The sequence below is a fragment of the Streptomyces sp. NPDC045695 genome, assembly GCF_056432025.1.
Genome location: NZ_JBWKJU010000004.1, coordinates 351,583 through 370,460 on the forward strand (window position 1 = coordinate 351,583; position 18,878 = coordinate 370,460).

At 72.0% G+C, this 18,878-nt stretch carries 22 protein-coding genes; 20 read left to right on the forward strand and 2 right to left on the reverse strand.

Going from position 1 to position 18,878, the window contains the following annotated elements:
- Positions 1-104 precede the first annotated feature (104 nt).
- Positions 105-1,952, forward strand: coding sequence for an ATP-dependent zinc metalloprotease FtsH (gene ftsH / locus AC07DU_RS10510; protein WP_479110757.1), 1,848 nt, complete (start codon positions 105-107; stop codon positions 1,950-1,952).
- 10 nt (positions 1,953-1,962) lie between these two features.
- Here the strand turns inward: ftsH and AC07DU_RS10515 are convergent, their stop codons facing one another.
- Positions 1,963-2,700 carry a methyltransferase type 11 gene (locus tag AC07DU_RS10515; RefSeq protein ID WP_479110665.1) on the reverse strand — a complete coding sequence of 246 codons (738 nt, stop codon included), beginning with the start codon at positions 2,698-2,700 and terminating at the stop codon, positions 1,963-1,965.
- Positions 2,701-2,831: 131 nt separating this feature from the next.
- On the opposite strand from AC07DU_RS10515, the gene proS reads away from it, so the two are divergent.
- From proS to AC07DU_RS10605, 18 genes are all read left to right on the forward strand, one after another.
- The gene (gene proS / locus AC07DU_RS10520) at positions 2,832-4,244 is read left to right on the forward strand and encodes a proline--tRNA ligase (protein ID WP_360894530.1); all 1,413 of its coding nucleotides are present in this window, start codon (positions 2,832-2,834) and stop codon (positions 4,242-4,244) included.
- Between the two features lie 200 nt (positions 4,245-4,444).
- Positions 4,445-5,041, forward strand: a complete 597-nt coding sequence (locus AC07DU_RS10525; protein WP_361941990.1) for a hypothetical protein — start codon at positions 4,445-4,447, stop codon at positions 5,039-5,041.
- A gap of 227 nt (positions 5,042-5,268) precedes the next feature.
- Complete coding sequence (rpsP, locus tag AC07DU_RS10530) at positions 5,269-5,706, forward strand: 30S ribosomal protein S16 (protein ID WP_008737511.1); 438 nt, start codon at positions 5,269-5,271, stop codon at positions 5,704-5,706.
- 2 nt (positions 5,707-5,708) lie between these two features.
- Positions 5,709-5,948, forward strand: a complete 240-nt coding sequence (locus AC07DU_RS10535) for an RNA-binding protein (protein WP_007266827.1) — start codon at positions 5,709-5,711, stop codon at positions 5,946-5,948.
- Positions 5,949-6,041: 93 nt separating this feature from the next.
- On the forward strand, positions 6,042-6,599 hold the full coding sequence (rimM, locus tag AC07DU_RS10540; RefSeq protein ID WP_360894523.1) for a ribosome maturation factor RimM: 558 nt from the start codon (positions 6,042-6,044) through the stop codon (positions 6,597-6,599).
- Positions 6,599-7,420, forward strand: coding sequence for a tRNA (guanosine(37)-N1)-methyltransferase TrmD (gene trmD / locus AC07DU_RS10545; RefSeq protein ID WP_360894520.1), 822 nt, complete (start codon positions 6,599-6,601; stop codon positions 7,418-7,420). Before rimM ends, trmD begins: the two co-directional genes overlap by 1 nt.
- Positions 7,421-7,553: 133 nt before the next feature.
- The gene (gene rplS / locus AC07DU_RS10550) at positions 7,554-7,904 is read left to right on the forward strand and encodes a 50S ribosomal protein L19 (protein WP_030011886.1); all 351 of its coding nucleotides are present in this window, start codon (positions 7,554-7,556) and stop codon (positions 7,902-7,904) included.
- A 44-nt stretch (positions 7,905-7,948) separates the two neighbouring features.
- Complete coding sequence (gene lepB, locus AC07DU_RS10555) at positions 7,949-8,707, forward strand: signal peptidase I (protein WP_453371984.1); 759 nt, start codon at positions 7,949-7,951, stop codon at positions 8,705-8,707.
- Complete coding sequence (lepB, locus tag AC07DU_RS10560) at positions 8,700-9,563, forward strand: signal peptidase I (protein ID WP_479110668.1); 864 nt, start codon at positions 8,700-8,702, stop codon at positions 9,561-9,563. Before lepB (AC07DU_RS10555) ends, lepB (AC07DU_RS10560) begins: the two co-directional genes overlap by 8 nt.
- Positions 9,564-9,674: 111 nt before the next feature.
- Positions 9,675-10,574 (forward strand): signal peptidase I, encoded by a 900-nt coding sequence (gene lepB / locus AC07DU_RS10565; RefSeq protein WP_360894514.1) that lies wholly within the window; start codon positions 9,675-9,677, stop codon positions 10,572-10,574.
- Between the two features lie 43 nt (positions 10,575-10,617).
- A complete protein-coding gene (gene lepB, locus AC07DU_RS10570; RefSeq protein ID WP_479110670.1) occupies positions 10,618-11,403 on the forward strand; it encodes a signal peptidase I in 786 nt (261 codons plus the stop codon).
- Positions 11,393-11,899 carry an NUDIX hydrolase gene (locus AC07DU_RS10575; RefSeq protein WP_360894508.1) on the forward strand — a complete coding sequence of 169 codons (507 nt, stop codon included), beginning with the start codon at positions 11,393-11,395 and terminating at the stop codon, positions 11,897-11,899. Before lepB (AC07DU_RS10570) ends, AC07DU_RS10575 begins: the two co-directional genes overlap by 11 nt.
- A gap of 55 nt (positions 11,900-11,954) precedes the next feature.
- Positions 11,955-12,263: a DUF2469 domain-containing protein gene (locus tag AC07DU_RS10580; RefSeq protein ID WP_005311352.1), complete on the forward strand. Its 309-nt coding sequence runs from the start codon at positions 11,955-11,957 to the stop codon at positions 12,261-12,263.
- Between the two features lie 137 nt (positions 12,264-12,400).
- The gene (locus AC07DU_RS10585; protein ID WP_360894505.1) at positions 12,401-12,772 is read left to right on the forward strand and encodes a YraN family protein; all 372 of its coding nucleotides are present in this window, start codon (positions 12,401-12,403) and stop codon (positions 12,770-12,772) included.
- Positions 12,772-14,415 carry a YifB family Mg chelatase-like AAA ATPase gene (locus AC07DU_RS10590; protein ID WP_479110672.1) on the forward strand — a complete coding sequence of 548 codons (1,644 nt, stop codon included), beginning with the start codon at positions 12,772-12,774 and terminating at the stop codon, positions 14,413-14,415. The genes AC07DU_RS10585 and AC07DU_RS10590 overlap by 1 nt, the downstream gene beginning before the upstream one ends.
- A complete protein-coding gene (gene dprA / locus AC07DU_RS10595) occupies positions 14,412-15,584 on the forward strand; it encodes a DNA-processing protein DprA (protein WP_479110674.1) in 1,173 nt (390 codons plus the stop codon). The genes AC07DU_RS10590 and dprA overlap by 4 nt, the downstream gene beginning before the upstream one ends.
- A gap of 209 nt (positions 15,585-15,793) precedes the next feature.
- Positions 15,794-16,630: an RNA polymerase sigma factor WhiG gene (gene whiG / locus AC07DU_RS10600; RefSeq protein ID WP_360894496.1), complete on the forward strand. Its 837-nt coding sequence runs from the start codon at positions 15,794-15,796 to the stop codon at positions 16,628-16,630.
- Between the two features lie 52 nt (positions 16,631-16,682).
- Entirely contained in the window at positions 16,683-17,240 is a 558-nt protein-coding gene (locus tag AC07DU_RS10605) for a TetR/AcrR family transcriptional regulator (protein ID WP_479110759.1), read from the forward strand.
- Here the strand turns inward: AC07DU_RS10605 and AC07DU_RS10610 are convergent.
- On the reverse strand, positions 17,194-17,721 hold the full coding sequence (locus AC07DU_RS10610; protein WP_360894493.1) for a M23 family metallopeptidase: 528 nt from the start codon (positions 17,719-17,721) through the stop codon (positions 17,194-17,196). The two genes, AC07DU_RS10605 and AC07DU_RS10610, sit on opposite strands and share 47 nt — an antisense overlap.
- A gap of 249 nt (positions 17,722-17,970) precedes the next feature.
- Between AC07DU_RS10610 and rpsB the strand changes: the two genes are divergently transcribed.
- The gene (gene rpsB / locus AC07DU_RS10615) at positions 17,971-18,876 is read left to right on the forward strand and encodes a 30S ribosomal protein S2 (protein WP_453285251.1); all 906 of its coding nucleotides are present in this window, start codon (positions 17,971-17,973) and stop codon (positions 18,874-18,876) included.
- Positions 18,877-18,878 lie beyond the last annotated feature (2 nt).

The window sequence follows — 18,878 nt, forward strand, 5'->3', positions numbered from 1 at the left end:
GGAGGCGCCCCGTGCCCAGCCCCACCCCCGTACCGCCTCGCGAGCGGGCCGACACGCCCTGGCGCTCCGAAGGCGCACCGCCCGCCCCGCCGCCGAAGAAGCGGATGCCGGGCGGCTGGCGGGGGCTGATCCTCACCGCCCTGATCGTGTATCTGGTGACCAACCTCGTGCTGTCCTTCTTCAACGAGGGGGACGAGCCGACGGTCTCCTACACGGAGTTCAGCAAGCAGGTCGCCGACGGCAACGTCTCGAAGATCTACTCCAAGGGCGACGCCATCCAGGGCGAACTGAAGACCAAACGGCCGCTGCCCGACGGGGGCAAGGGCGACTACACCAAATTCGTCACCCAGCGCCCGGCGTTCGCCGACGACGACCTGTGGGCCGGCCTCACCAAGCAGAACGTGACGGTGACGGCCTCCCCGGTCGTCGTACAGCGCAGCTTCCTCGCCAACCTGCTGATCTCCCTCGCCCCCATGCTGCTGCTGGTCGTGCTGTGGGTGGTCATCGCCCGCCGGATGGGCGCGGGCACGGGCGGCGGCATGGGAGCGCTGGGCCGCAAGGCGCCGCCCAAACCGGTGGAGCTGGAAGCGGGCGCCAAACGCACCACCTTCGAGGACGTCGCCGGCATCGACGAGGTCGAGGGAGAGCTCAACGACGTCGTCGACTTCCTCAAGAACCCCCAGCAGTACCGGAAGATGGGCGCCCGGATGCCCGGCGGCGTGCTGCTGTCCGGCCCGCCCGGCACCGGCAAGACCCTCCTCGCGCGGGCGGTCGCGGGCGAGGCCGGGGTGCCGTTCTTCTCCGCCTCCGCCTCCGAGTTCATCGAGATGATCGTCGGAGTCGGCGCCTCCCGGGTGCGCGAACTGTTCACCGAGGCGCGCAAGGTGGCCCCCGCCATCATCTTCATCGACGAGATCGACACCATCGGACGGGTGCGGGGCGGCGGCGCGGGCCTGGGCGGCCACGACGAACGCGAACAGACGCTCAACCAGATCCTCACCGAGATGGATGGCTTCTCCGGCTCCGAGGGAGTCGTCGTGCTCGCCGCCACCAACCGGGCCGACGTCCTGGACCCGGCCCTGACCAGGCCCGGCCGCTTCGACCGCACGGTGGTCGTCTCCCCGCCCGACCGGTCCGGCCGCGAGGCCATCCTGCGCATCCACACCCGCGACATCCCCCTCGCCGCGGGCGTCGACCTGGCCCAGGTGGCCCGTACGACCCCCGGAATGACCGGCGCCGAACTCGCCAACCTGGCCAACGAGGCCGCCCTGCTCGCCGTCAAGCGCCAGCAGAGCGAGGTCACCCAGTCCGACCTCTCCGACGCCCTGGAGAAGGTCCAGCTGGGCGCGGAGCGCTCCTTGGTCATGCCGCTGGAGGAGCGCCGGCGCACGGCGTACCACGAGAGCGGCCACGCGCTCCTCGGCATGCTCCAGCCCGGCGCCGACCCGGTCCGCAAGATCACGATCGTCCCGCGCGGGCGCGCGCTGGGCGTCACCCTCTCCAGCCCGGACGCGGACCGCTACGCGTACACCGAGCAGTACCTGCGCGGGCGCATCATCGGAGCGCTGGGCGGGATGGCCGCCGAGCACATCGTCTACGACGTCATCACCACGGGCGCGGAGAACGACCTCGAACAGGTCACCAACATCGTCCGCGGCATGGTCGGCCGCTGGGGCATGAGCGAGCGGATCGGCCGCCTCACCGCGATCCCCTCCGACGCGCAGAGCCCCTACGGCCTGCTGGCCGCCCCCGCCACCCTCGACGCGGTGGAACACGAGATGCGGCGGATCGTGGACGAGTGCTACGTGGAGGCCTGCCGCCTGCTGCGCGAGCACCGCCCGAAGCTGGACGCCCTGGCGGAGGCGCTCCTGGCCAACGAGACCCTGGACGAACCGGCCGCCTACGCCGCCGCGGGCATCCCGCGGCTGACGAAGGCCCACGCCGAGCCGTAGGACGCGACCGCTACGCCACCCGGGCGATCACGTACCGGAGGATGTTCGGCAGCCACACGGCGCCGTCGGGCCGCTCGAACGGGTGAAGGGCCTCGGCCAGCTCCTTCTCCGCCAGCGCCGGATCAGCCGGCGCCTGATCCGCCGCCCCGAAAGGCGCCGCGCAGGCCCCTCCGGTGGAGGCGGCGCTCGCGACGGGGTAGAGCCCGGTCGACAGCAGTCCGCGCACCGCGCTGTCCACGTCCGCGTACCCGAACGGGCAGAACACCCGCCCCGAGCCGTCCGGCTGCAGCCCCGCCCGCTCCACCAGCGCGTCCAGGTCCCGCGGCGCGGGCCCGCCGCCCAGGACGCGGGGCACGGTGCAGCGTTCCGCCGGACCCCAGTCGGCCAGCACCACCGTGCCACCGCGCCGGACCGCGGGCAGGGCCGCGGCCAGGGCCGCCGGGCTCGGCGAGAAGGCCAGCAGGGCGTCGTACGGGCGGGGCGGCCGCGGCGGGGCCGCCAGCACGTCCAGCAGCCGCTCGCGGGCCAGGGCCCGCCGGGCCGGATCCGCCTCCACGCCCGTGGCCACGGCGCCGCGCCCGGCCGCCAGCAGCAGGGCCAGGCCCGCCCCGCAGTCGAGGGCCAGCAGCCGGTCTCCCGGCCCGACCTCCAGCCGGTCGTAGACCGCCTCGTACAGCGGTACCAGCATCCGTTCCTGGATCTCCGCCCAGTCCCGGGCGGTGAGCGTCGGCGTCGGCGTCGGTGTCATCGAAAGAGCGCTCCTGATTCCATGTCGCCCCCTTGCCCCCGTTGACAGGGAACTCCCCATCGGCCCCCGCGTCCAGAGGAGTGCGCCACCCGATTCACGCATCGACCGCCGGGCGCCGTACCATTCGCGCCATGGCAAAGGCACCCGTTCTCACCCCGCAGGCGGAGGATTTCCCCCGCTGGTACCAGGATCTGATCAACAAGGCCGAGCTGGCCGACAACGGTCCGGTCCGCGGCACCATGGTCATCCGACCGTACGGCTACGGCCTGTGGGAGCGGATGCAGCAGGAGATGGACGCGCGGATCAAGGACGCGGGCGCCCAGAACGCGTACTTCCCGCTGTTCATCCCGCAGTCCTACCTGACGCGGGAAGCGGAGCACGTCGAGGGCTTCGCCCCCGAGCTCGCGGTCGTCACGCACGGCGGCGGCAAGGAGCTCGAAGAGCCGGTCGTCGTCCGGCCGACCTCCGAGACGATCATCAACGACTACTTCTCCAAGTGGGTCCAGAGCTACCGGGACCTGCCCCTGCTGATCAACCAGTGGGCCAATGTGGTCCGCTGGGAGATGCGTCCGCGCGTGTTCCTGCGGACGAGTGAGTTCCTCTGGCAGGAGGGCCACACGGCCCACGCCACCTACGAGGACGCCCGCGACTACGCCGCCCGGATCCACACGGACGTCTACGGCGACTTCATGACGAACGTGCTCGGCATCGACGTCGTGCTCGGCCGCAAGACCGCCAAGGAGCGCTTCGCCGGCGCCATCAACACCCTCACCCTCGAGGGCATGATGGGCGACGGCAAGGCCCTCCAGCTGGGCACGAGCCACGAGCTCGGCACCAACTTCGCCAAGGCCTTCAACACGCAGTACCTGTCGAAGGAAGGCAAGCAGGAGCTGGTCTGGCAGACCTCGTGGGGCGTTTCGACCCGCATGGTCGGCGGCCTGATCATGTCCCACGGCGACGACAACGGCCTGCGGGTCCCGCCGCGCCTGGCGCACGTCCAGGTCGTCGTCATGGCGATCAAGGGCGACGAGGCCGTCACCAAGGTCCGCGAGCTGGGTGCCCAGCTGAAGGCCGCCGGCCTGCGCGTGCACGTCGACGACCGCGTGGACACGCCCTTCGGCCGCCGCGCCGTGGACTGGGAGCTCAAGGGCGTACCGGTCCGCATCGAGATCGGCCCCCGCGACCTGGAGGCCGGCACCGCGATGCTGGCCCGCCGCATCCCGGGCGGCAAGGAGCCGGTCCAGATCACCGAGCTGCTCGACCTGCTGCCCAAGGTGCTCGACGAGGACCAGGCGCAGCTGCTGCGCGAGTCCCGCGAGCGCCGCGAGGCCCGTACCTCCGACGTCTCCACCATCGAGGAGGCCGCCGAGGCCGCCATCGCCGGCGGCTGGGCGCGGATCCCGTGGGCGGACCTCGGACCGGAGGGCGAGGCGAAGCTGGCCGAGCAGGCCGTCTCCGTGCGCTGCCTGATCGCCGCGGACGGGTCGGTCCCGCAGTCGGACGACGCCCCCGGTACCCTCGCGATCGTCGCGCGCTCCTACTGAGTCACCTGTACGCCCCGGCGTGCGGCACGAGCCGCGCGCCGGGGCGGCTTTGTCGTTAGTCCTCGTTACGTACCGACTCATCCTGACATCGACGCACCCGTCCTCGTCAGGACGCATGAGACTGAACTGACTGGTACGTGCAAAAAATTTGGAATGGCCCGGAATCGGAACACCCGGGCCCCCCGGCTCGTTGTCACGACGTGAGCACGACACCACCTGTTCTCGCCGCAGAGCTGGCGCAGGCGTGGGCCGACATTCAGCGGTACCACCCCGAGCTGCCTGACCTTGCCGCGCCCGAGTCCCTGATCGGAGAGTCCTCGTCCGCCTGTGGCGCCGAGCTCTCCTTCGAGCGACTGCTGCACGAGGCAGTCCACGGCATCGCCGCCGCCCGCGGTGTCCGCGACACCTCGCGCGCAGGCCGCTACCACAACCGCAGATTCCTCGCGATCGCCGAGGAAATGGGGCTGGACCACCCCGAGGAGCCACACGCCAGCAGCGGCTTCTCGCTGGTCACGCTCAATCCCGAGGCGAAGCGGCGCTACCGCCCGACGATGGAGCGGCTGCAGCGCGCGCTGAAGGCGCACACGGCCGCGACGGCCGCCGACACCAAGCGCAGCTTCCGGGGACCGGCCGCACGGCACGGGTCCTCCGGCGGCGGCGTGCGGGTCAAGGCGGTCTGCGACTGCGGTCGCAACGTCCGGGTGGTCCCCTCGGTCCTGGCCCAGGCCCCGATCGTGTGCGGCGGCTGCATGAAGCCCTTCCGCATCCCCGAGGTGGCCATCGCGGCAGCCTCCTGACCCGTGGGGGGTCAGGAGGCTGCCGCGCGCCGGCGCAGCCCTGCCCGCGGGGAGGTTCACCCCGCTCGGAGCCGCCGCAGGCGTATGGCACAATGGCTAGCTGTACTCGACAGTCGCATAGGACCCCTCTCTCCTCCGGCTGACGCGTCCATCGGGCACCCGAGTACCGCAACCCCACGTGGCATCTCATGTGCCCAACCACGTCAAGTTCAGGAGACACCACTCCAGTGGCAGTCAAGATCAAGCTCAAGCGCCTCGGCAAGATTCGCCAGCCGCACTACCGCATCGTCGTCGCCGACGCCCGTACCCGTCGGGACGGTCGCGCGATCGAAGAGATCGGTATCTACCACCCGACCTACAACCCGTCGCGCATCGAGGTCAACGCCGAGCGTGCGCAGTACTGGCTGTCCGTCGGCGCCCAGCCCACCGAGGCTGTGCTCGCCATCCTGAAGCTGACCGGTGACTGGCAGGCCCACAAGGGCCTCCCCGCCCCCGCGCCGCTCCTGCAGCCGGAGACGAAGGAGAGCAAGCGTCGCTCCTTCGACGAGTTCGCCAAGGCCCTCGAGGGCATCGGCGAGGGCAAGGGCGAGGCCATCACGCAGAAGAAGAAGGCCGACAAGAAGGCGGACGAGGCTGAGGCCACCGCCGAGTCGACCGAGGCCTGATCATGCTCGAGGAGGCTCTTGAGCACCTCGTAAAGGGCATTGTGGACAATCCCGACGACGTGCAGGTCGCCTCGCGCAACCTGCGCCGCGGACAGGTGCTCGAGGTCCGGGTTCACCCGGACGACCTCGGCAAGGTGATCGGTCGCAACGGCCGCACCGCACGTGCTCTGCGTACCGTCGTGGGCGCCATCGGCGGCCGGGGGATCCGCGTCGACCTCGTCGACGTGGACCAGGTCCGCTGAGACCCGGCTTGCTAGAAGCGTGAATCACCGGCACGGGCCGGGGAGGGCATTCGTGCCCGCCCCGGCCCGTCGTCGTCTGAACAGGAGAGCACAGTGGAGTTGGTAGTCGCGCGGATCGGCCGCGCCCACGGCATCAAGGGCGAGGTCACCGTCGAGGTGCGCACGGACGAGCCGGAACTGCGGCTCAGTCCCGGCGCCGTGCTCAGGACGGAGCCCGCGTCGGCGGGCCCGCTGACCATCGAGACGGGCCGGGTGCACAGCGGGCGGCTGCTGCTGCGCTTCGCCGGCGTCAAGGACCGCACCGGCGCCGAGGCCCTGCGCAACATCCTGCTGATCGCGGACGTGGACCCGACCGAGCTCCCCGAGGAGCCCGACGAGTACTACGACCACCAGCTGATGGACCTGGACGTGGTCCTCGCCGACGGCACCGAGATCGGCCGGATCACCGAGATCTCCCACCTGCCCTCGCAGGACCTCTTCATCGTCGAGCGGCCGGACGGCTCCGAGGTGATGATCCCCTTCGTCGAGGAGATCGTCGCCGAGATCGACCTGGAGGAGCAGCGCTGCGTCATCACCCCGCCGCCGGGACTGATCGACGAGCGCGAAGCGATCATCGTCTCGACGCGTGACGCCGACGGGGAAGACGCCTGATGCGTCTCGACGTCGTCACGATCTTCCCCGAGTACCTGGAGCCGCTGAACGTCTCCCTCGTCGGCAAGGCCCGCGCCCGCGGGCAGCTCGACGTCCACGTGCACGACCTGCGGGACTGGACGTACGACCGGCACAACACCGTCGACGACACCCCGTACGGCGGCGGTCCCGGCATGGTCATGAAGACCGAGCCGTGGGGCGAGGCGCTGGACGCGGCCCTGGCCGACGGCTACGAGGCGGGCGCGCACGGGCCCGTCATGGTCGTCCCCACCCCCAGCGGCCGCCCCTTCACCCAGGAACTGGCCGTCGAGCTCTCCGAGCGGCCGTGGCTGATCTTCACGCCGGCCCGGTACGAGGGCATCGACCGCCGGGTCATGGACGAGTACGCCACGCGCATGCCGGTGTACGAGGTCTCCATCGGCGACTACGTCCTGGCGGGCGGCGAGGCCGCCGTCCTGGTGGTCACCGAGGCCGTGGCCCGGCTGCTGCCCGGGGTGCTCGGCAACGCGGAATCGCACCGCGACGACTCCTTCGCGCCGGGCGAGATGGCCAACCTCCTGGAGGGGCCCGTCTACACCAAGCCCCCCGTATGGCGCGGCCGCGACATTCCCGAGGTGCTGCTGAGCGGTCACCACGGGAAGATCGCCCGCTGGCGCAGGGACGAGGCGTTTCGCCGGACCGCCCGCAACCGCCCGGACCTGATCGAGCGCTGCGAGGCCACCGCCTTCGACAAGAAGGACCGGGAGATCCTCTCCATCCTGGGCTGGACCCCGTCACCGGACGGCCGATTTTGGCGCAGGCCCGAGGCCGTGGAAGAATAGGCGGCTGTTGTGTGCTCGCGGACGCCCCTGCCACAGGGGGACCGTCGTCCGCCGGGTCTCGCAGCTCCCGAATTCTCTACGGAAACCCGCATTGGCGACCTGTGGCGTCATGCGAAGAAAGCAGACGAACAACATGTCTCACCTGCTCGATGGCGTCAACGCCGCCACGCTCCGCTCGGACGTCCCGGCCTTCCGCCCGGGTGACACGATCAACGTGCACGTCCGCGTGATCGAGGGCAACCGCTCCCGTATCCAGCAGTTCAAGGGCGTAGTCATCCGCCGCCAGGGCGCCGGTGTCTCCGAGACCTTCACCGTCCGCAAGGTCTCCTTCAGCGTCGGCGTGGAGCGTACCTTCCCGGTCCACTCCCCGATCTTCGAGAAGATCGAGCTCGTCACCCGCGGTGACGTGCGTCGCGCCAAGCTGTACTACCTCCGTGAGCTCCGCGGCAAGGCCGCGAAGATCAAGGAGAAGCGCGACCGCTGAGGTCCCCTCCGGGGCCCGGGGGTGGCCGGATAGGCTCGCTCCCGATGGACACCGAAGCACCTCACACGCAGCGCGGCCACTCTTCCCCCGGCGAGGGGGAGGGGCGGCCGCGTTTTGCGTTCTCCGCGACCCGGCGGCCCGGGCGCGGGCGGCGTACGGGCGGGCGCCTGCTGCGGCTGACGTGGCGGCGGGCCGGAGCGCTCGGTGTGATCTGCACCGTCTTCCTGCTGCTGTTCAGCCATTTCGTGGTCCAGCCCTTCCTGATCCCGAGCCGTTCCATGGAGCCGACGCTCCAGGTCGGGGACCGGCTGCTGGTCAACAAGCTGGCGTACCGTTCCGGCGGCCAGCCGCGCCGCGGCGACCTGGTCGTCTTCGACGGCACCGGCTCCTTCGTACGGGAGCGCCCGGACGGCGGCGCCCTCGGCGGGCTGCTGCACGGGGGCGCCTCGGCGCTCGGGCTCGCGGAGCCGTCCGACACCGACTTCGTGAAGCGGGTCGTGGGGGTCGGCGGGGACGACGTGGTGTGCTGCGACGCCCACGGGCGGATCCGGGTCAACGGGGTGGCGCTGGACGAGCCGTACCTGTATCCCGGTGACGTCCCCTCGAAGGTGCCCTTCCGGATCGTCGTCCCCCTTGGGACCCTGTGGGTGATGGGTGATCACCGTTCCCAGTCCCGGGACTCGCGGGACCACCTGGGAGAGCCGGGCGGGGGGATGGTGCCGGTGGACAAGGTGATCGGGCGGGCCGACTGGATCGGCTGGCCGGTCTCGCGCTGGGGCGCCGTCGGGGGCGGCCGTGGGTAGCCGGGGGCGGCCGCGCGGCCGACGGCAGCCGGAGCCTCAGCCCGAGCCCGAGCCGGAGCCGGAGTCCCTCGCGGAGGTGGCGGGCGGCCGGGCGCAGAGGCGCCGGCTGGCCCGCAAGGTGCGGCGGCGCCGCCGCACGCGCCGGGCGGGCGAACTGCCCCTGCTGGTGGTCGTCGCGCTGTGCATCGCCCTGCTCCTGAAGACCTTCCTCGTCCAGGCCTTCTTCATCCCGTCGGGCTCGATGGAGCAGACCATCCGGATCGGCGACCGGGTCCTCGTGGACAAGCTGACCCCGTGGTTCGGCTCCGAGATCCAGCGCGGCGACGTCGTCGTGTTCAAGGACCCCGGCGGCTGGCTGCGCGGCGAGGCGGCCCGGCCGGCCCCGGACCCGGTCGGGGTCAAGCAGATCAAGCAGACCCTGACCTTCATCGGCCTGCTGCCGTCGGCCGACGAGCAGGATCTGATCAAGCGGGTCATCGGGGTCGGCGGGGACACCGTCAAGTGCTGCGACAACCGGGGGCGGGTCACCGTCAACGGCGCACCCCTCGACGAGCCGTACGTGAACGCGGGCAACGCCCCCTCGGAGATCAGCTTCGAGGTGGAGGTGCCGGCTGGCCGGCTCTTCGTGATGGGCGATCACCGGTCGAATTCGGCGGACTCCCGCTACCACCTCGACGAGGCCTTTCAGGGCACCATCGACGAGAACGGGGTCGTGGGCGAGGCCGTGGTGATCGCCTGGCCCTTCGGGCACTGGAAGCACTTCGAGACCCCCGCGACCTTCCGCATGGTGCCCGATCAGGCGAGGCGAGAGGGACGCGGGCGTCGGCGGCGCCGACGGGGCGCGCCGTTCGCATAGTGTGTCCTGGGTCTCCCGCGCCTTAGGGAACTCCCGCTCGTTAAGGGAGGGGAGGGCCCGTAGCCGGTCGGCGCGGGCGGCGATCTCGATTGAGGAGTGGATGTGGGGGATGTGGCGGTAGGCGCACGGTCCGGACGCGACGAGGGTGAGGAGCGGCCGGATGACGACGCCCTGAGGGGCGAGGCCGAGGACGGCGGTGCCGCGGCCCGTCCGCACCGCTCGTTCTGGAAGGAGCTGCCGCTCCTCATCGGCATCGCGCTGCTGCTGGCCCTGCTGATCAAGACCTTCCTGGTCCAGGCGTTCTCGATCCCGTCCGACTCGATGCAGGACACCCTGCAGCGCGGGGACCGGGTGCTCGTGGACAAGCTGACGCCGTGGTTCGGTTCCGAGCCCGAGCGCGGTGAGGTCGTGGTCTTCCACGACCCCGCGAACTGGCTGTCCGGAGAGCTCACCCCGGAGCCGAACATCGCCCAGCAGGTCCTCAGCAAGATCGGCCTGATGCCGGACGCCGCCGAGAAGGACCTGATCAAGCGGACCATCGCCATCGGCGGGGACACGGTCGAGTGCAAGAAGGGCGGACCGGTCGTCGTCAACGGCAAGCAGCTCGACGAGCCGTACATCTTCCCCGGCAACACCGCCTGCGACGACGCCCCGTTCGGCCCGATCACCGTGCCCAAGGGCAAGATCTGGGTGATGGGCGACCACCGGCAGAACTCCCAGGACTCCCGCTACCACATGCAGGACTCCACCCAGGGCTTCGTGCCGGTCGACAAGGTCGTCGGACGCGCCGTGGTGGTCGCGTGGCCGGTGACCCGCTGGTCCACCCTGCCGGTCCCGGACACCTTCGACCAGCCGGGCATCGGCAACCAGGCCGCCGCGGCCGCGCTCGGCCTCGGGGCCTCCGGCCTGGCGCCGGTCGGGCTCGGACCGGCCGCGCTGGGCCTGACGGGCGCTGTGCCGCTCGTCATGTGGCGCCGCCGAAGGCTGACCAGCGGACGTACCGCCGGGTAGGGTGCCGCCCAGGTCGACGATCCCGGAGTGTGGGGGCGCAGGAATGGGCGGAACAGAAGCGATACGCAGGGGCAAGGACGGCCGCGGCGGTCTCGGCAACGTGTTGTCGGGAATCGCCGTGGCCGTCGGCTTCGCGCTCTTCCTCGGCGGCTTCGTGTGGGGGGCGCTCGTCTACCAGCCCTACACCGTGCCGACCGACTCGATGATGCCGACGGTGCGGCCCGGGGACCGGGTGCTCGCCCAGCGCATCGACGGCGGTGAGGTGCGCCGCGGGGACGTGGTCGTCTTTACTGATTCCATGTGGAGCGACGCGCCCATGGTCAAGCGGGTCGTCGGCATCGGCGGCGACACCGTGAAGTGCTGCGGCGCGGCCGGCGAGCTCACGGTGAACGGCACCCCGCTGGACGAGCCGTACGCCGACGACACCAAGCCCGACACGAAGCTCACCATGCCGCCCGGCCAGGCCGCGCCCGCCGGGACCACCCCCTTCGAGGTGACGGTCCCCGAGGGGAACCTCTTCCTGCTGGGCGACCGGCGCAGCTCCTCGCTGGACTCCCGGGCGCACCTGCAGGAGGCAGGGCAGGGGACCGTGCCCCGGTCGGCCGTCAGCGCCCGCGTCGACGCCCTGGCCTGGCCTTCCGTGAAGATGCTGGAGCGACCGGGGACCTACGCCGCCCTGCCGGGCGGGATCTCGCGGCCCGGGCCGCTGCGCCTCCAGGTGGCGGCGGTGGCGGCCGGAGCCGCCCTGATGCTGCTGGGGGCCGCGTACGGGCCCCTCGTACGGGTCCTGGGCCGCACCCGGCGCCGGGAGCGGTCCGGTGTCAGCTGACCCGGCCGCAGGTCACGGCCACCGGCGGGTGTCGCGGGTGATCCTGCTGGACCCCGAGGACCGGATCCTGCTGCTGCACGGCTTCGAGCCGGCGGACCCCGCGGACGATTGGTGGTTCACCCCCGGCGGCGGGCTGGAGGGCGCGGAGAGCCGCGAGCAGGCCGCGCTGCGCGAGCTGGCGGAGGAGACGGGGATCACAGAGGTGGAGCTGGGGCCGGTGCTGTGGCACCGCTACTGCTCCTTCCCCTTCGACGGGCGGCGCTGGGAGCAGGACGAGTGGTACTTCCTGGCACGTACCACCCAGACGGCGACCGAGATGGGCGGCCTCACCGAGCTGGAGCGGCGCAGCGTGACCGGAGCCAGATGGTGGACCTCCGAGGAACTTCTGGCGGCCCGTGAGACGGTGTACCCGACCAGGCTCGCCGAGCTGCTCCGTGCACTGCTCGACGAGGGTCCTCCGCGCGCGCCGGTGGTCCTGGCCCCGGAAATCGTTTAGGGGCGCAGGACCCTGGCGCACAATAGGGGGACGCACGGCTGAAGGGGAACATGCCATGAGTGCCGAGGACCTCGAAAAGTACGAGACCGAGATGGAGCTGAAGCTCTATCGGGAGTACCGCGACGTCGTCGGGCTGTTCAAGTATGTGATCGAGACCGAACGCCGTTTCTACCTCACCAACGACTACGAGATGCAGGTGCACTCGGTCCAGGGCGAGGTGTTCTTCGAGGTCTCGATGGCCGATGCCTGGGTCTGGGACATGTACCGGCCGGCCCGCTTCGTGAAGCAGGTGCGGGTGCTGACCTTCAAGGACGTGAACATCGAGGAGCTCAACAAGAGCGACCTCGAACTGCCCGGCAGCTGAGCCTTCACCCGGGAGGCCTTCACCCGGGAGGCCTTCACCCGGGAGGGTGACGGGGATATCCACAACGGCCGGGTTGTCCACCAAGATCCACGGGGTGGGCGGGGGCGCGCGATCGTCGGTACCGGAGGTGGTGCCGGATGAACGCGAAGGGCGTGGCACAGCAGGCATTGGGGCGGTACGGCGAGGAGCTCGCGGCGCGGCGGCTGACCGAGGCCGGCATGACCGTGATCGCACGGAACTGGCGGTGCCGCGGCGGGGAGATCGACATCGTCGCGCGGGACGGGGACGCCCTCGTCATGTGCGAGGTCAAGACCCGCCGGGAGGGGGAGTTCGAGCACCCCATGGCCGCCGTGCGGCCCGCCAAGGCCGAGCGCTTACGCACGCTCGCCGGGCGCTGGCTCGCCGACCATGGGGGACCACCCCCGGGCGGGGTGCGCATCGACCTCGTCGGAGTCCTGCTGCCGCGGCGCGGCGCGCCCCTGGTGGAACACGTCAGGGGGGTGGCCTGATGGGGTTCGCGCGGGCCTGCTCGGTGGCCCTGGTGGGCGTCGACGGCGTGGTCGTCGAGGTCCAGGCCGACCTGGAGCCCGGGGTCGCCGCCTTCACGCTGGTCGGGCTGCCCGACAAGACGCTGGTCGAGAGCCGGGACCGGGTGCGTGCGGCCGTGGTCAACTCGGGCGCGGCCTGGCCGCAGAAGAAGCTCACGGTCGGGCTCAGCCCGGCCTCCGTACCGAAATCCGGCGCCGGCTTCGACCTGGCCGTCGCGGCCGCCGTGCTCGGGGCCGCCGAGGTGATCGACCCGGCCGGGATCGCCGATCTCGTCCTCATCGGGGAGCTGGGGCTGGACGGCCGGGTGCGTCCGGTCCGGGGCATCCTGCCGGCGGTCCTCGCCGCGGCCGAGGCGGGATACCGGCAGGTGGTGGTGCCGCAGCAGTGCGCCGCCGAGGCCGCGCTCGTGCCGGACGTGTCCGTGCTCGGCGTGCGCAGCCTGCGCCAGCTGATCGCGGTCCTGACCGACGGGGTGGTCCCGGAGGAGGATCCGCCCGGCCCGCCCGGCCCGCCCGGCCGTCCCGACCCGATACTGGCCGGGCTGCTCGTCCCGGGGGCGAGCCTGGGCACCGGTCTCGCGCCGGGCCGCGCCGGCCGGGGGGACTGCGCGGACTTCCCCGACCTCGCGGACGTCGCGGGCCAGCACACCGCTCGCCGCGCCCTGGAGGTCGCGGCCGCGGGCGGGCACCACCTCTTCCTCAGCGGACCGCCGGGTGCGGGCAAGACCATGCTGGCCGAGCGGCTGCCCTGGATCCTGCCGCCGCTCAGCCGCCAGGACTCCGTGGAGGTCACGGCCGTCCACTCGGTCGCCGGAATCCTGCCGCCCGGCGAACCGCTGGTCTCGCGGCCGCCCTACTGCGCACCGCACCACTCGGCGACCATGCAGTCCCTGGTCGGCGGCGGGACCGGTATCCCCAGGCCCGGGGCGGTCTCCCTGGCACACCGGGGGGTGCTGTTCCTGGACGAGGCCGCGGAATTCCACAGCCGGGCGCTGGACGCGCTGCGCCAGCCCCTGGAATCGGGGAACGTGGTGATCGCCCGGGCCGCCGGGGTGGTGCGGCTCCCGGCCCGGTTCCTGATGGTGCTCGCCGCGAACCCCTGCCCGTGCGGGCGCCACACGCTGCTGGGAGCCGGGTGCGAATGCCCGCCCTCGGTGATCCGGCGCTATCAGGCGCGGCTGTCCGGGCCGCTGCTCGACCGCGTCGACCTGCGGGTGGAGGTCGAGCCCGTGACCCGCTCCGATCTGCTCGGGCAGGGCGGCCGGGGGGAGTCCACCGCAGTGGTCGCCGACCGGGTCCGCGAGGCCAGGGAGCGCGCCGCCGCCCGGCTGGCCGACACCCCGTGGCGGCTCAACTCCGAAGTGCCCGGGCAGGAACTGCGGACCCGGTGGCAGGCGGGCCCCGGCGCACTGGCCCAGGCCGAGCGGGATCTGGAGCGGGGGCTGCTCACCGCGCGCGGGCTGGACCGGGTCCTGCGGGTCGCCTGGACCGTGGCCGACCTGCGGGCGCGGGACCGGCCCGAGGCGCTGGACGTGGCGGTGGCGCTGGAGCTGCGGACGGGGATCGCCCGCGGGGCGATGGCGGTGCCGGGGGCGGCGCCGTGACCGGGCCCGGGGAGGACGAACTGCTCGCGCGGGCGGCGCTGACACGGGTCCTGGAGCCCGGGGAGGAACACGGCGGGCGGTGGCTGCGCGCGTACGGCGCCGTGGGGCTGATACGGCTGCTGACCGGCCCGTCTCGGTCGACCGCGCTGTCGGGGGTGGGGCCGGAGCGGCTCGCCGGGTACCGCGGGCGGGCGGCGCTGGCCGACCCGCGCCAGGACCTCGCGCTGGCCGCGGAGTCGGGAGTCCGGTTCGTGTGCCCCGGATCGGCGGAGTGGCCGACGCAGCTCGACGACCTCGGCGACGCCCGGCCCGTCGGGCTGTGGCTGCGGGGCCGGCCGAACCTGCGGAGCTGGGCGCTGCGCTCCGTCGCCGTGGTGGGGGCCCGGGCCTGCACCCCGTACGGCGCCCACATGGCCCAGGTGCTGGCCGGGGGACTCGCCGAGCGGGGCTGGGTCGTGGTCTCCGGGGCCGCGTTCGGGATCGACGGCGCGGCCCACCGCGGGGCGCTCGCCGCGGGAGGGGCGACCGCCGCGGTGCTGGCCTGCGGGGTCGACGTCGCCTACCCCCGCGGACACGCCGGCCTGCTGGGCCGCATCGCCGCACAGGGGCTGGTCATCGGGGAACTGCCACCCGGCAGCCATCCGACCCCCAGCCGGTTCGTCCTGCGCAACCGGGTCATCGCCGCCCTCACCCGGGGCACGGTCGTCGTGGAGGCCGCCGTGCGCAGCGGCTCCCTGGTCACCGCCCGGCAGGCCCAGAAGCTCGGGCGTTTCACGATGGGCGTCCCGGGCCCCGCCACCAGCGCACTCTCCACCGGGGTGCACGAGCTGCTGCGGGGCGAGGCCGTGCTCGTCACCGATGCGGCGGAGGTGGCCGAACTGGTCGGCGCCATCGGCGAGCTGGCTCCCGAACGGCGCGGACCGGTGCTCGCCCGGGACCTGCTGGCGCCGGAGACCGTTCGTGTGCTCGAAGCACTCCCGGCCGGGCGCCCGGTGGACATGGCGGAGGTGGCACGTGCCTGCGGCATCAGCGCCGATGAAGTCATCGGCAGACTGTACGAACTTCACTCTCTGGGGTTCGTCGAACGGCAGGGCGACGGCTGGCAGTTGAGCAGACAAACGGCTGGAGCGGGTACACAAACCGGTGCCACCCGGCGAGGCGGTCGTTGACCTGGGGTGTTCCGGTGAAAGAGTGAAAGCGATGAGAGACGCGGTCCTCCCGGTGGCAGTCGCCGGGACCGTGCGCCAGGCGCCGGTCCCGGGTCGCCCGCGTGAGTCGGGAGGCCTTTGCGCCCCCGCGTCATCCCGTACTCTTCGCGCACCGCGACACTCTCGTCACGCTACGCTCCCAAGGAATCCGGCTCCGGCAAAGGCGAAGCATGCCCCAGCACACCTCAGGGTCTGACCGCGCTGCGGTGCCCCCCGCGGCCCGTGGCAGCGTGCGGTCCACCGCGCCCTCGTCCCTGGAGGTGCTGTGGCGTTCGTACAAGGAGTCGGGTGACGAGCGGCTGCGGGAGCAGCTGATCCTGCACTACTCACCCCTGGTGAAATACGTCGCCGGGCGCGTCAGCGTCGGCCTGCCGCCCAATGTGGAACAGGCGGACTTCGTCTCCTCCGGAGTCTTCGGACTGATCGACGCCATCGAGAAGTTCGACATCGACCGGTCGATCAAGTTCGAGACGTACGCGATCACCCGCATCCGCGGCGCGATGATCGACGAACTGCGCGCGCTGGACTGGATCCCCCGCTCGGTCCGGCAGAAGGCACGGGCCGTGGAGCGGGCCTACGCCACGCTGGAGGCCCAGCTGCGGCGCACCCCGACGGAGGGCGAGGTCGCCGGCGAGATGGGGATCGCCGTGGAGGATCTCCACGCCGTCTTCAGCCAGTTGTCGCTGGCGAACGTGGTCGCCCTGGAGGAGCTGCTGCACGTCGGCGGGGAGGGCGGCGACCGCCTCTCCCTGATGGACACCCTGGAGGACACGGCCGCCGACAACCCGGTGGAGGTGGCCGAGGACCGCGAGCTGCGCCGCCTGCTGGCGCGCGCCATCAACACCTTGCCCGAGCGGGAGAAGACGGTGGTGACCCTCTACTACTACGAGGGCCTCACGCTCGCCGAGATCGGCAACGTGCTGGGTGTCACCGAGAGCCGGGTCAGCCAGATCCACACCAAGTCCGTGCTGCAACTGCGTGCGAAGTTGGCGGATGTGGGCCGGTGAGCTTGCGGCACCTCCGTAAAGTGGACGCGTGCCCAGGATTCGAGCGGCCTCCGTGGCCGAGCACCGGTCGATGCAGCGCGGCGCCCTCTTGGACGCCGCGCGTTCCCTGCTGTCCGAAGGCGGGACGGAGGCGCTGACCTTCCCCGCCCTCGCGGAACGGACCGGGCTGGCCCGGTCCTCCGTCTACGAGTACTTCCGTTCCCGCGCCGCCGTGGTCGAAGAGCTGTGCGCGGTGGACTTCCCCGTGTGGGCCGCCGAGATCGAGGCGGCGATGGAACACGCGCCGTCGCCGGAGGCGAAGGTCGAGGCCTACGTACGGAGCCAGTTGGGCCTGGTGGGAGACCGCCGGCACCGGGCGGTGGTCGCCATCTCGGCGAGCGAGCTCGACGCAGGGGCGCGGGAGAAGATCCGTGCGGCGCACGGGGGGCTGGTGGCGATGATCGTCGAGGCGCTGAGCTCCCTGGGGCATGCGGAGCCCCGCCTGGCGGCGATGCTGCTCCAGGGGGTCGTGGACGCGGCGGTACGGCGGATCGAGCTGGGCGCCGCCGAGGACCCCGAGGTCGTCACCGAGGCTGCCGTGGCGATGGTCCTGCGGGGCGTCCGGGGCTGAGGTCCCCGGGGCCGCTGGCCCCGTTCGGGCCGGCACCCGGCAGCAGGCGGGGAGTGGGCCGGGGGAGCAGGGTGAAGGGGTTGAGGTACGCCTCGCCGGCCAGAAGGCCCCAGTGGAGACACGGCTCCGGGCAGTGGGAGCCCTCCGTCAGGACCGCCACCACCTGGCCCGCCGTGACCTCCTCGCCCTCCGAGACCAGCGGCCGGACCGGCTCGTAGGTCGTGCGCAGGCCGCCGGGCAGCGTGAGCGAGAGGACACCGCGGCCCGCGACCTGCCCGGCGTAGTGCACCCGGCCCGCCCCGACCGCCCGGAGCTCCGCGCCCACCGGGGCGGACAGGTCCACTCCGCGGTGCCCGGCCGCGTACGGCGTCGGCGGCGGGTCCCACCAGCGGGCCACGGACAGGGGCGCGGGCAGCGGGCGGACCCCCGGGACGGCGGCCTGGGCCAGGGCCAGGAGAAGGCTGAGCAGCAGTGTCGTCATGGCCCACAGCGTCGCGCGTCCGGCGGGCGCGCGACCGGGCCTGTGGACAGTCCGGGCACTGTGGACAACGGCGTCACCCGGCATACCACCGGGTCCCGTACACTTCTTGTGGCGATCCGGGTCACCGGGTCGACTTCGCACGCCCCAGCACCGGCCCGAAACGGCCAGGTGACAGCGTCTCTCGGTCCCTCATCGGGGCAGGGCGCGGCGGGGCGTCAGGAACCAAACCGAGAAACCAAGGAGATGGCCATGGCCGTCGTCACGATGCGGGAGCTGCTGGAAAGCGGCGTCCACTTCGGTCACCAGACCCGCCGTTGGAACCCGAAGATGAAGCGCTTCATCTTCACGGAGCGCAACGGCATCTACATCATCGACCTGCTGCAGTCGCTGTCGTACATCGACCGCGCCTACGAGTTCGTGAAGGAGACCGTCGCGCACGGTGGCTCCATCATGTTCGTCGGTACCAAGAAGCAGGCCCAGGAGGCCATCGCCGAGCAGGCGACCCGCGTGGGTATGCCGTACGTCAACCAGCGGTGGCTGGGTGGCATGCTCACCAACTTCTCCACCGTCTACAAGCGCCTCCAGCGTCTGAAGGAGCTTGAGGCGATCGACTTCGAGGACGTCGCCGCCTCGGGTCTCACCAAGAAGGAGCTCCTGGTCCTCTCCCGCGAGAAGACCAAGCTGGAGAAGACCCTCGGTGGTATCCGCGAGATGTCGAAGGTCCCCAGCGCCGTCTGGATCGTCGACACCAAGAAGGAGCACATCGCCGTCGGTGAGGCGCGCAAGCTCCACATCCCGGTCGTCGCGATCCTCGACACCAACTGTGACCCCGACGAGGTCGACTACAAGATCCCGGGCAACGACGACGCGATCCGCTCCGTCACCCTGCTCACCCGCGTGATCGCCGACGCCGTCGCCGAGGGCCTCATCGCCCGCTCCGGCGCTGCGACCGGCGACTCGAAGCCGGGCGAGAAGGCCGCTGCCGAGCCGCTCGCCGAGTGGGAGCGCGACCTGCTCGAGGGCGACAAGAAGGCCGACGACGCCGCTGAGGCCGCTCCGGCCGAGGCCGCCGCCGAGACCGTCGAGGCCCCGGCCGCCGAGGCCCCGGCCGCTGAGGCCGCCCCGGCCCCGGCCGCCGACGCCGAGCAGGCCTGACC

Excerpts from the sequence above, each read along its gene's own strand:
- rplS (WP_030011886.1), top strand. The coding sequence starts at position 7,554 with ATGTCTCACCTGCTCGATGGCGTCAACGCCGCCACGCTCCGCTCGGAC.
- AC07DU_RS10580 (WP_005311352.1), top strand. The coding sequence starts at position 11,955 with ATGAGTGCCGAGGACCTCGAAAAGTACGAGACCGAGATGGAGCTGAAG.
- AC07DU_RS10515 (WP_479110665.1), bottom strand. The coding sequence starts at position 2,700 with ATGACACCGACGCCGACGCCGACGCTCACCGCCCGGGACTGGGCGGAG.
- AC07DU_RS10535 (WP_007266827.1), top strand. The coding sequence starts at position 5,709 with ATGCTCGAGGAGGCTCTTGAGCACCTCGTAAAGGGCATTGTGGACAAT.
- AC07DU_RS10610 (WP_360894493.1), bottom strand. The coding sequence starts at position 17,721 with ATGACGACACTGCTGCTCAGCCTTCTCCTGGCCCTGGCCCAGGCCGCC.
- ftsH (WP_479110757.1), top strand. The coding sequence starts at position 105 with ATGCCGGGCGGCTGGCGGGGGCTGATCCTCACCGCCCTGATCGTGTAT.
- AC07DU_RS10585 (WP_360894505.1), top strand. The coding sequence starts at position 12,401 with ATGAACGCGAAGGGCGTGGCACAGCAGGCATTGGGGCGGTACGGCGAG.
- trmD (WP_360894520.1), top strand. The coding sequence starts at position 6,599 with ATGCGTCTCGACGTCGTCACGATCTTCCCCGAGTACCTGGAGCCGCTG.
- whiG (WP_360894496.1), top strand. The coding sequence starts at position 15,794 with ATGCCCCAGCACACCTCAGGGTCTGACCGCGCTGCGGTGCCCCCCGCG.
- lepB (WP_453371984.1), top strand. The coding sequence starts at position 7,949 with ATGGACACCGAAGCACCTCACACGCAGCGCGGCCACTCTTCCCCCGGC.
- AC07DU_RS10590 (WP_479110672.1), top strand. The coding sequence starts at position 12,772 with ATGGGGTTCGCGCGGGCCTGCTCGGTGGCCCTGGTGGGCGTCGACGGC.
- rpsB (WP_453285251.1), top strand. The coding sequence starts at position 17,971 with ATGGCCGTCGTCACGATGCGGGAGCTGCTGGAAAGCGGCGTCCACTTC.
- lepB (WP_479110670.1), top strand. The coding sequence starts at position 10,618 with ATGGGCGGAACAGAAGCGATACGCAGGGGCAAGGACGGCCGCGGCGGT.
- proS (WP_360894530.1), top strand. The coding sequence starts at position 2,832 with ATGGCAAAGGCACCCGTTCTCACCCCGCAGGCGGAGGATTTCCCCCGC.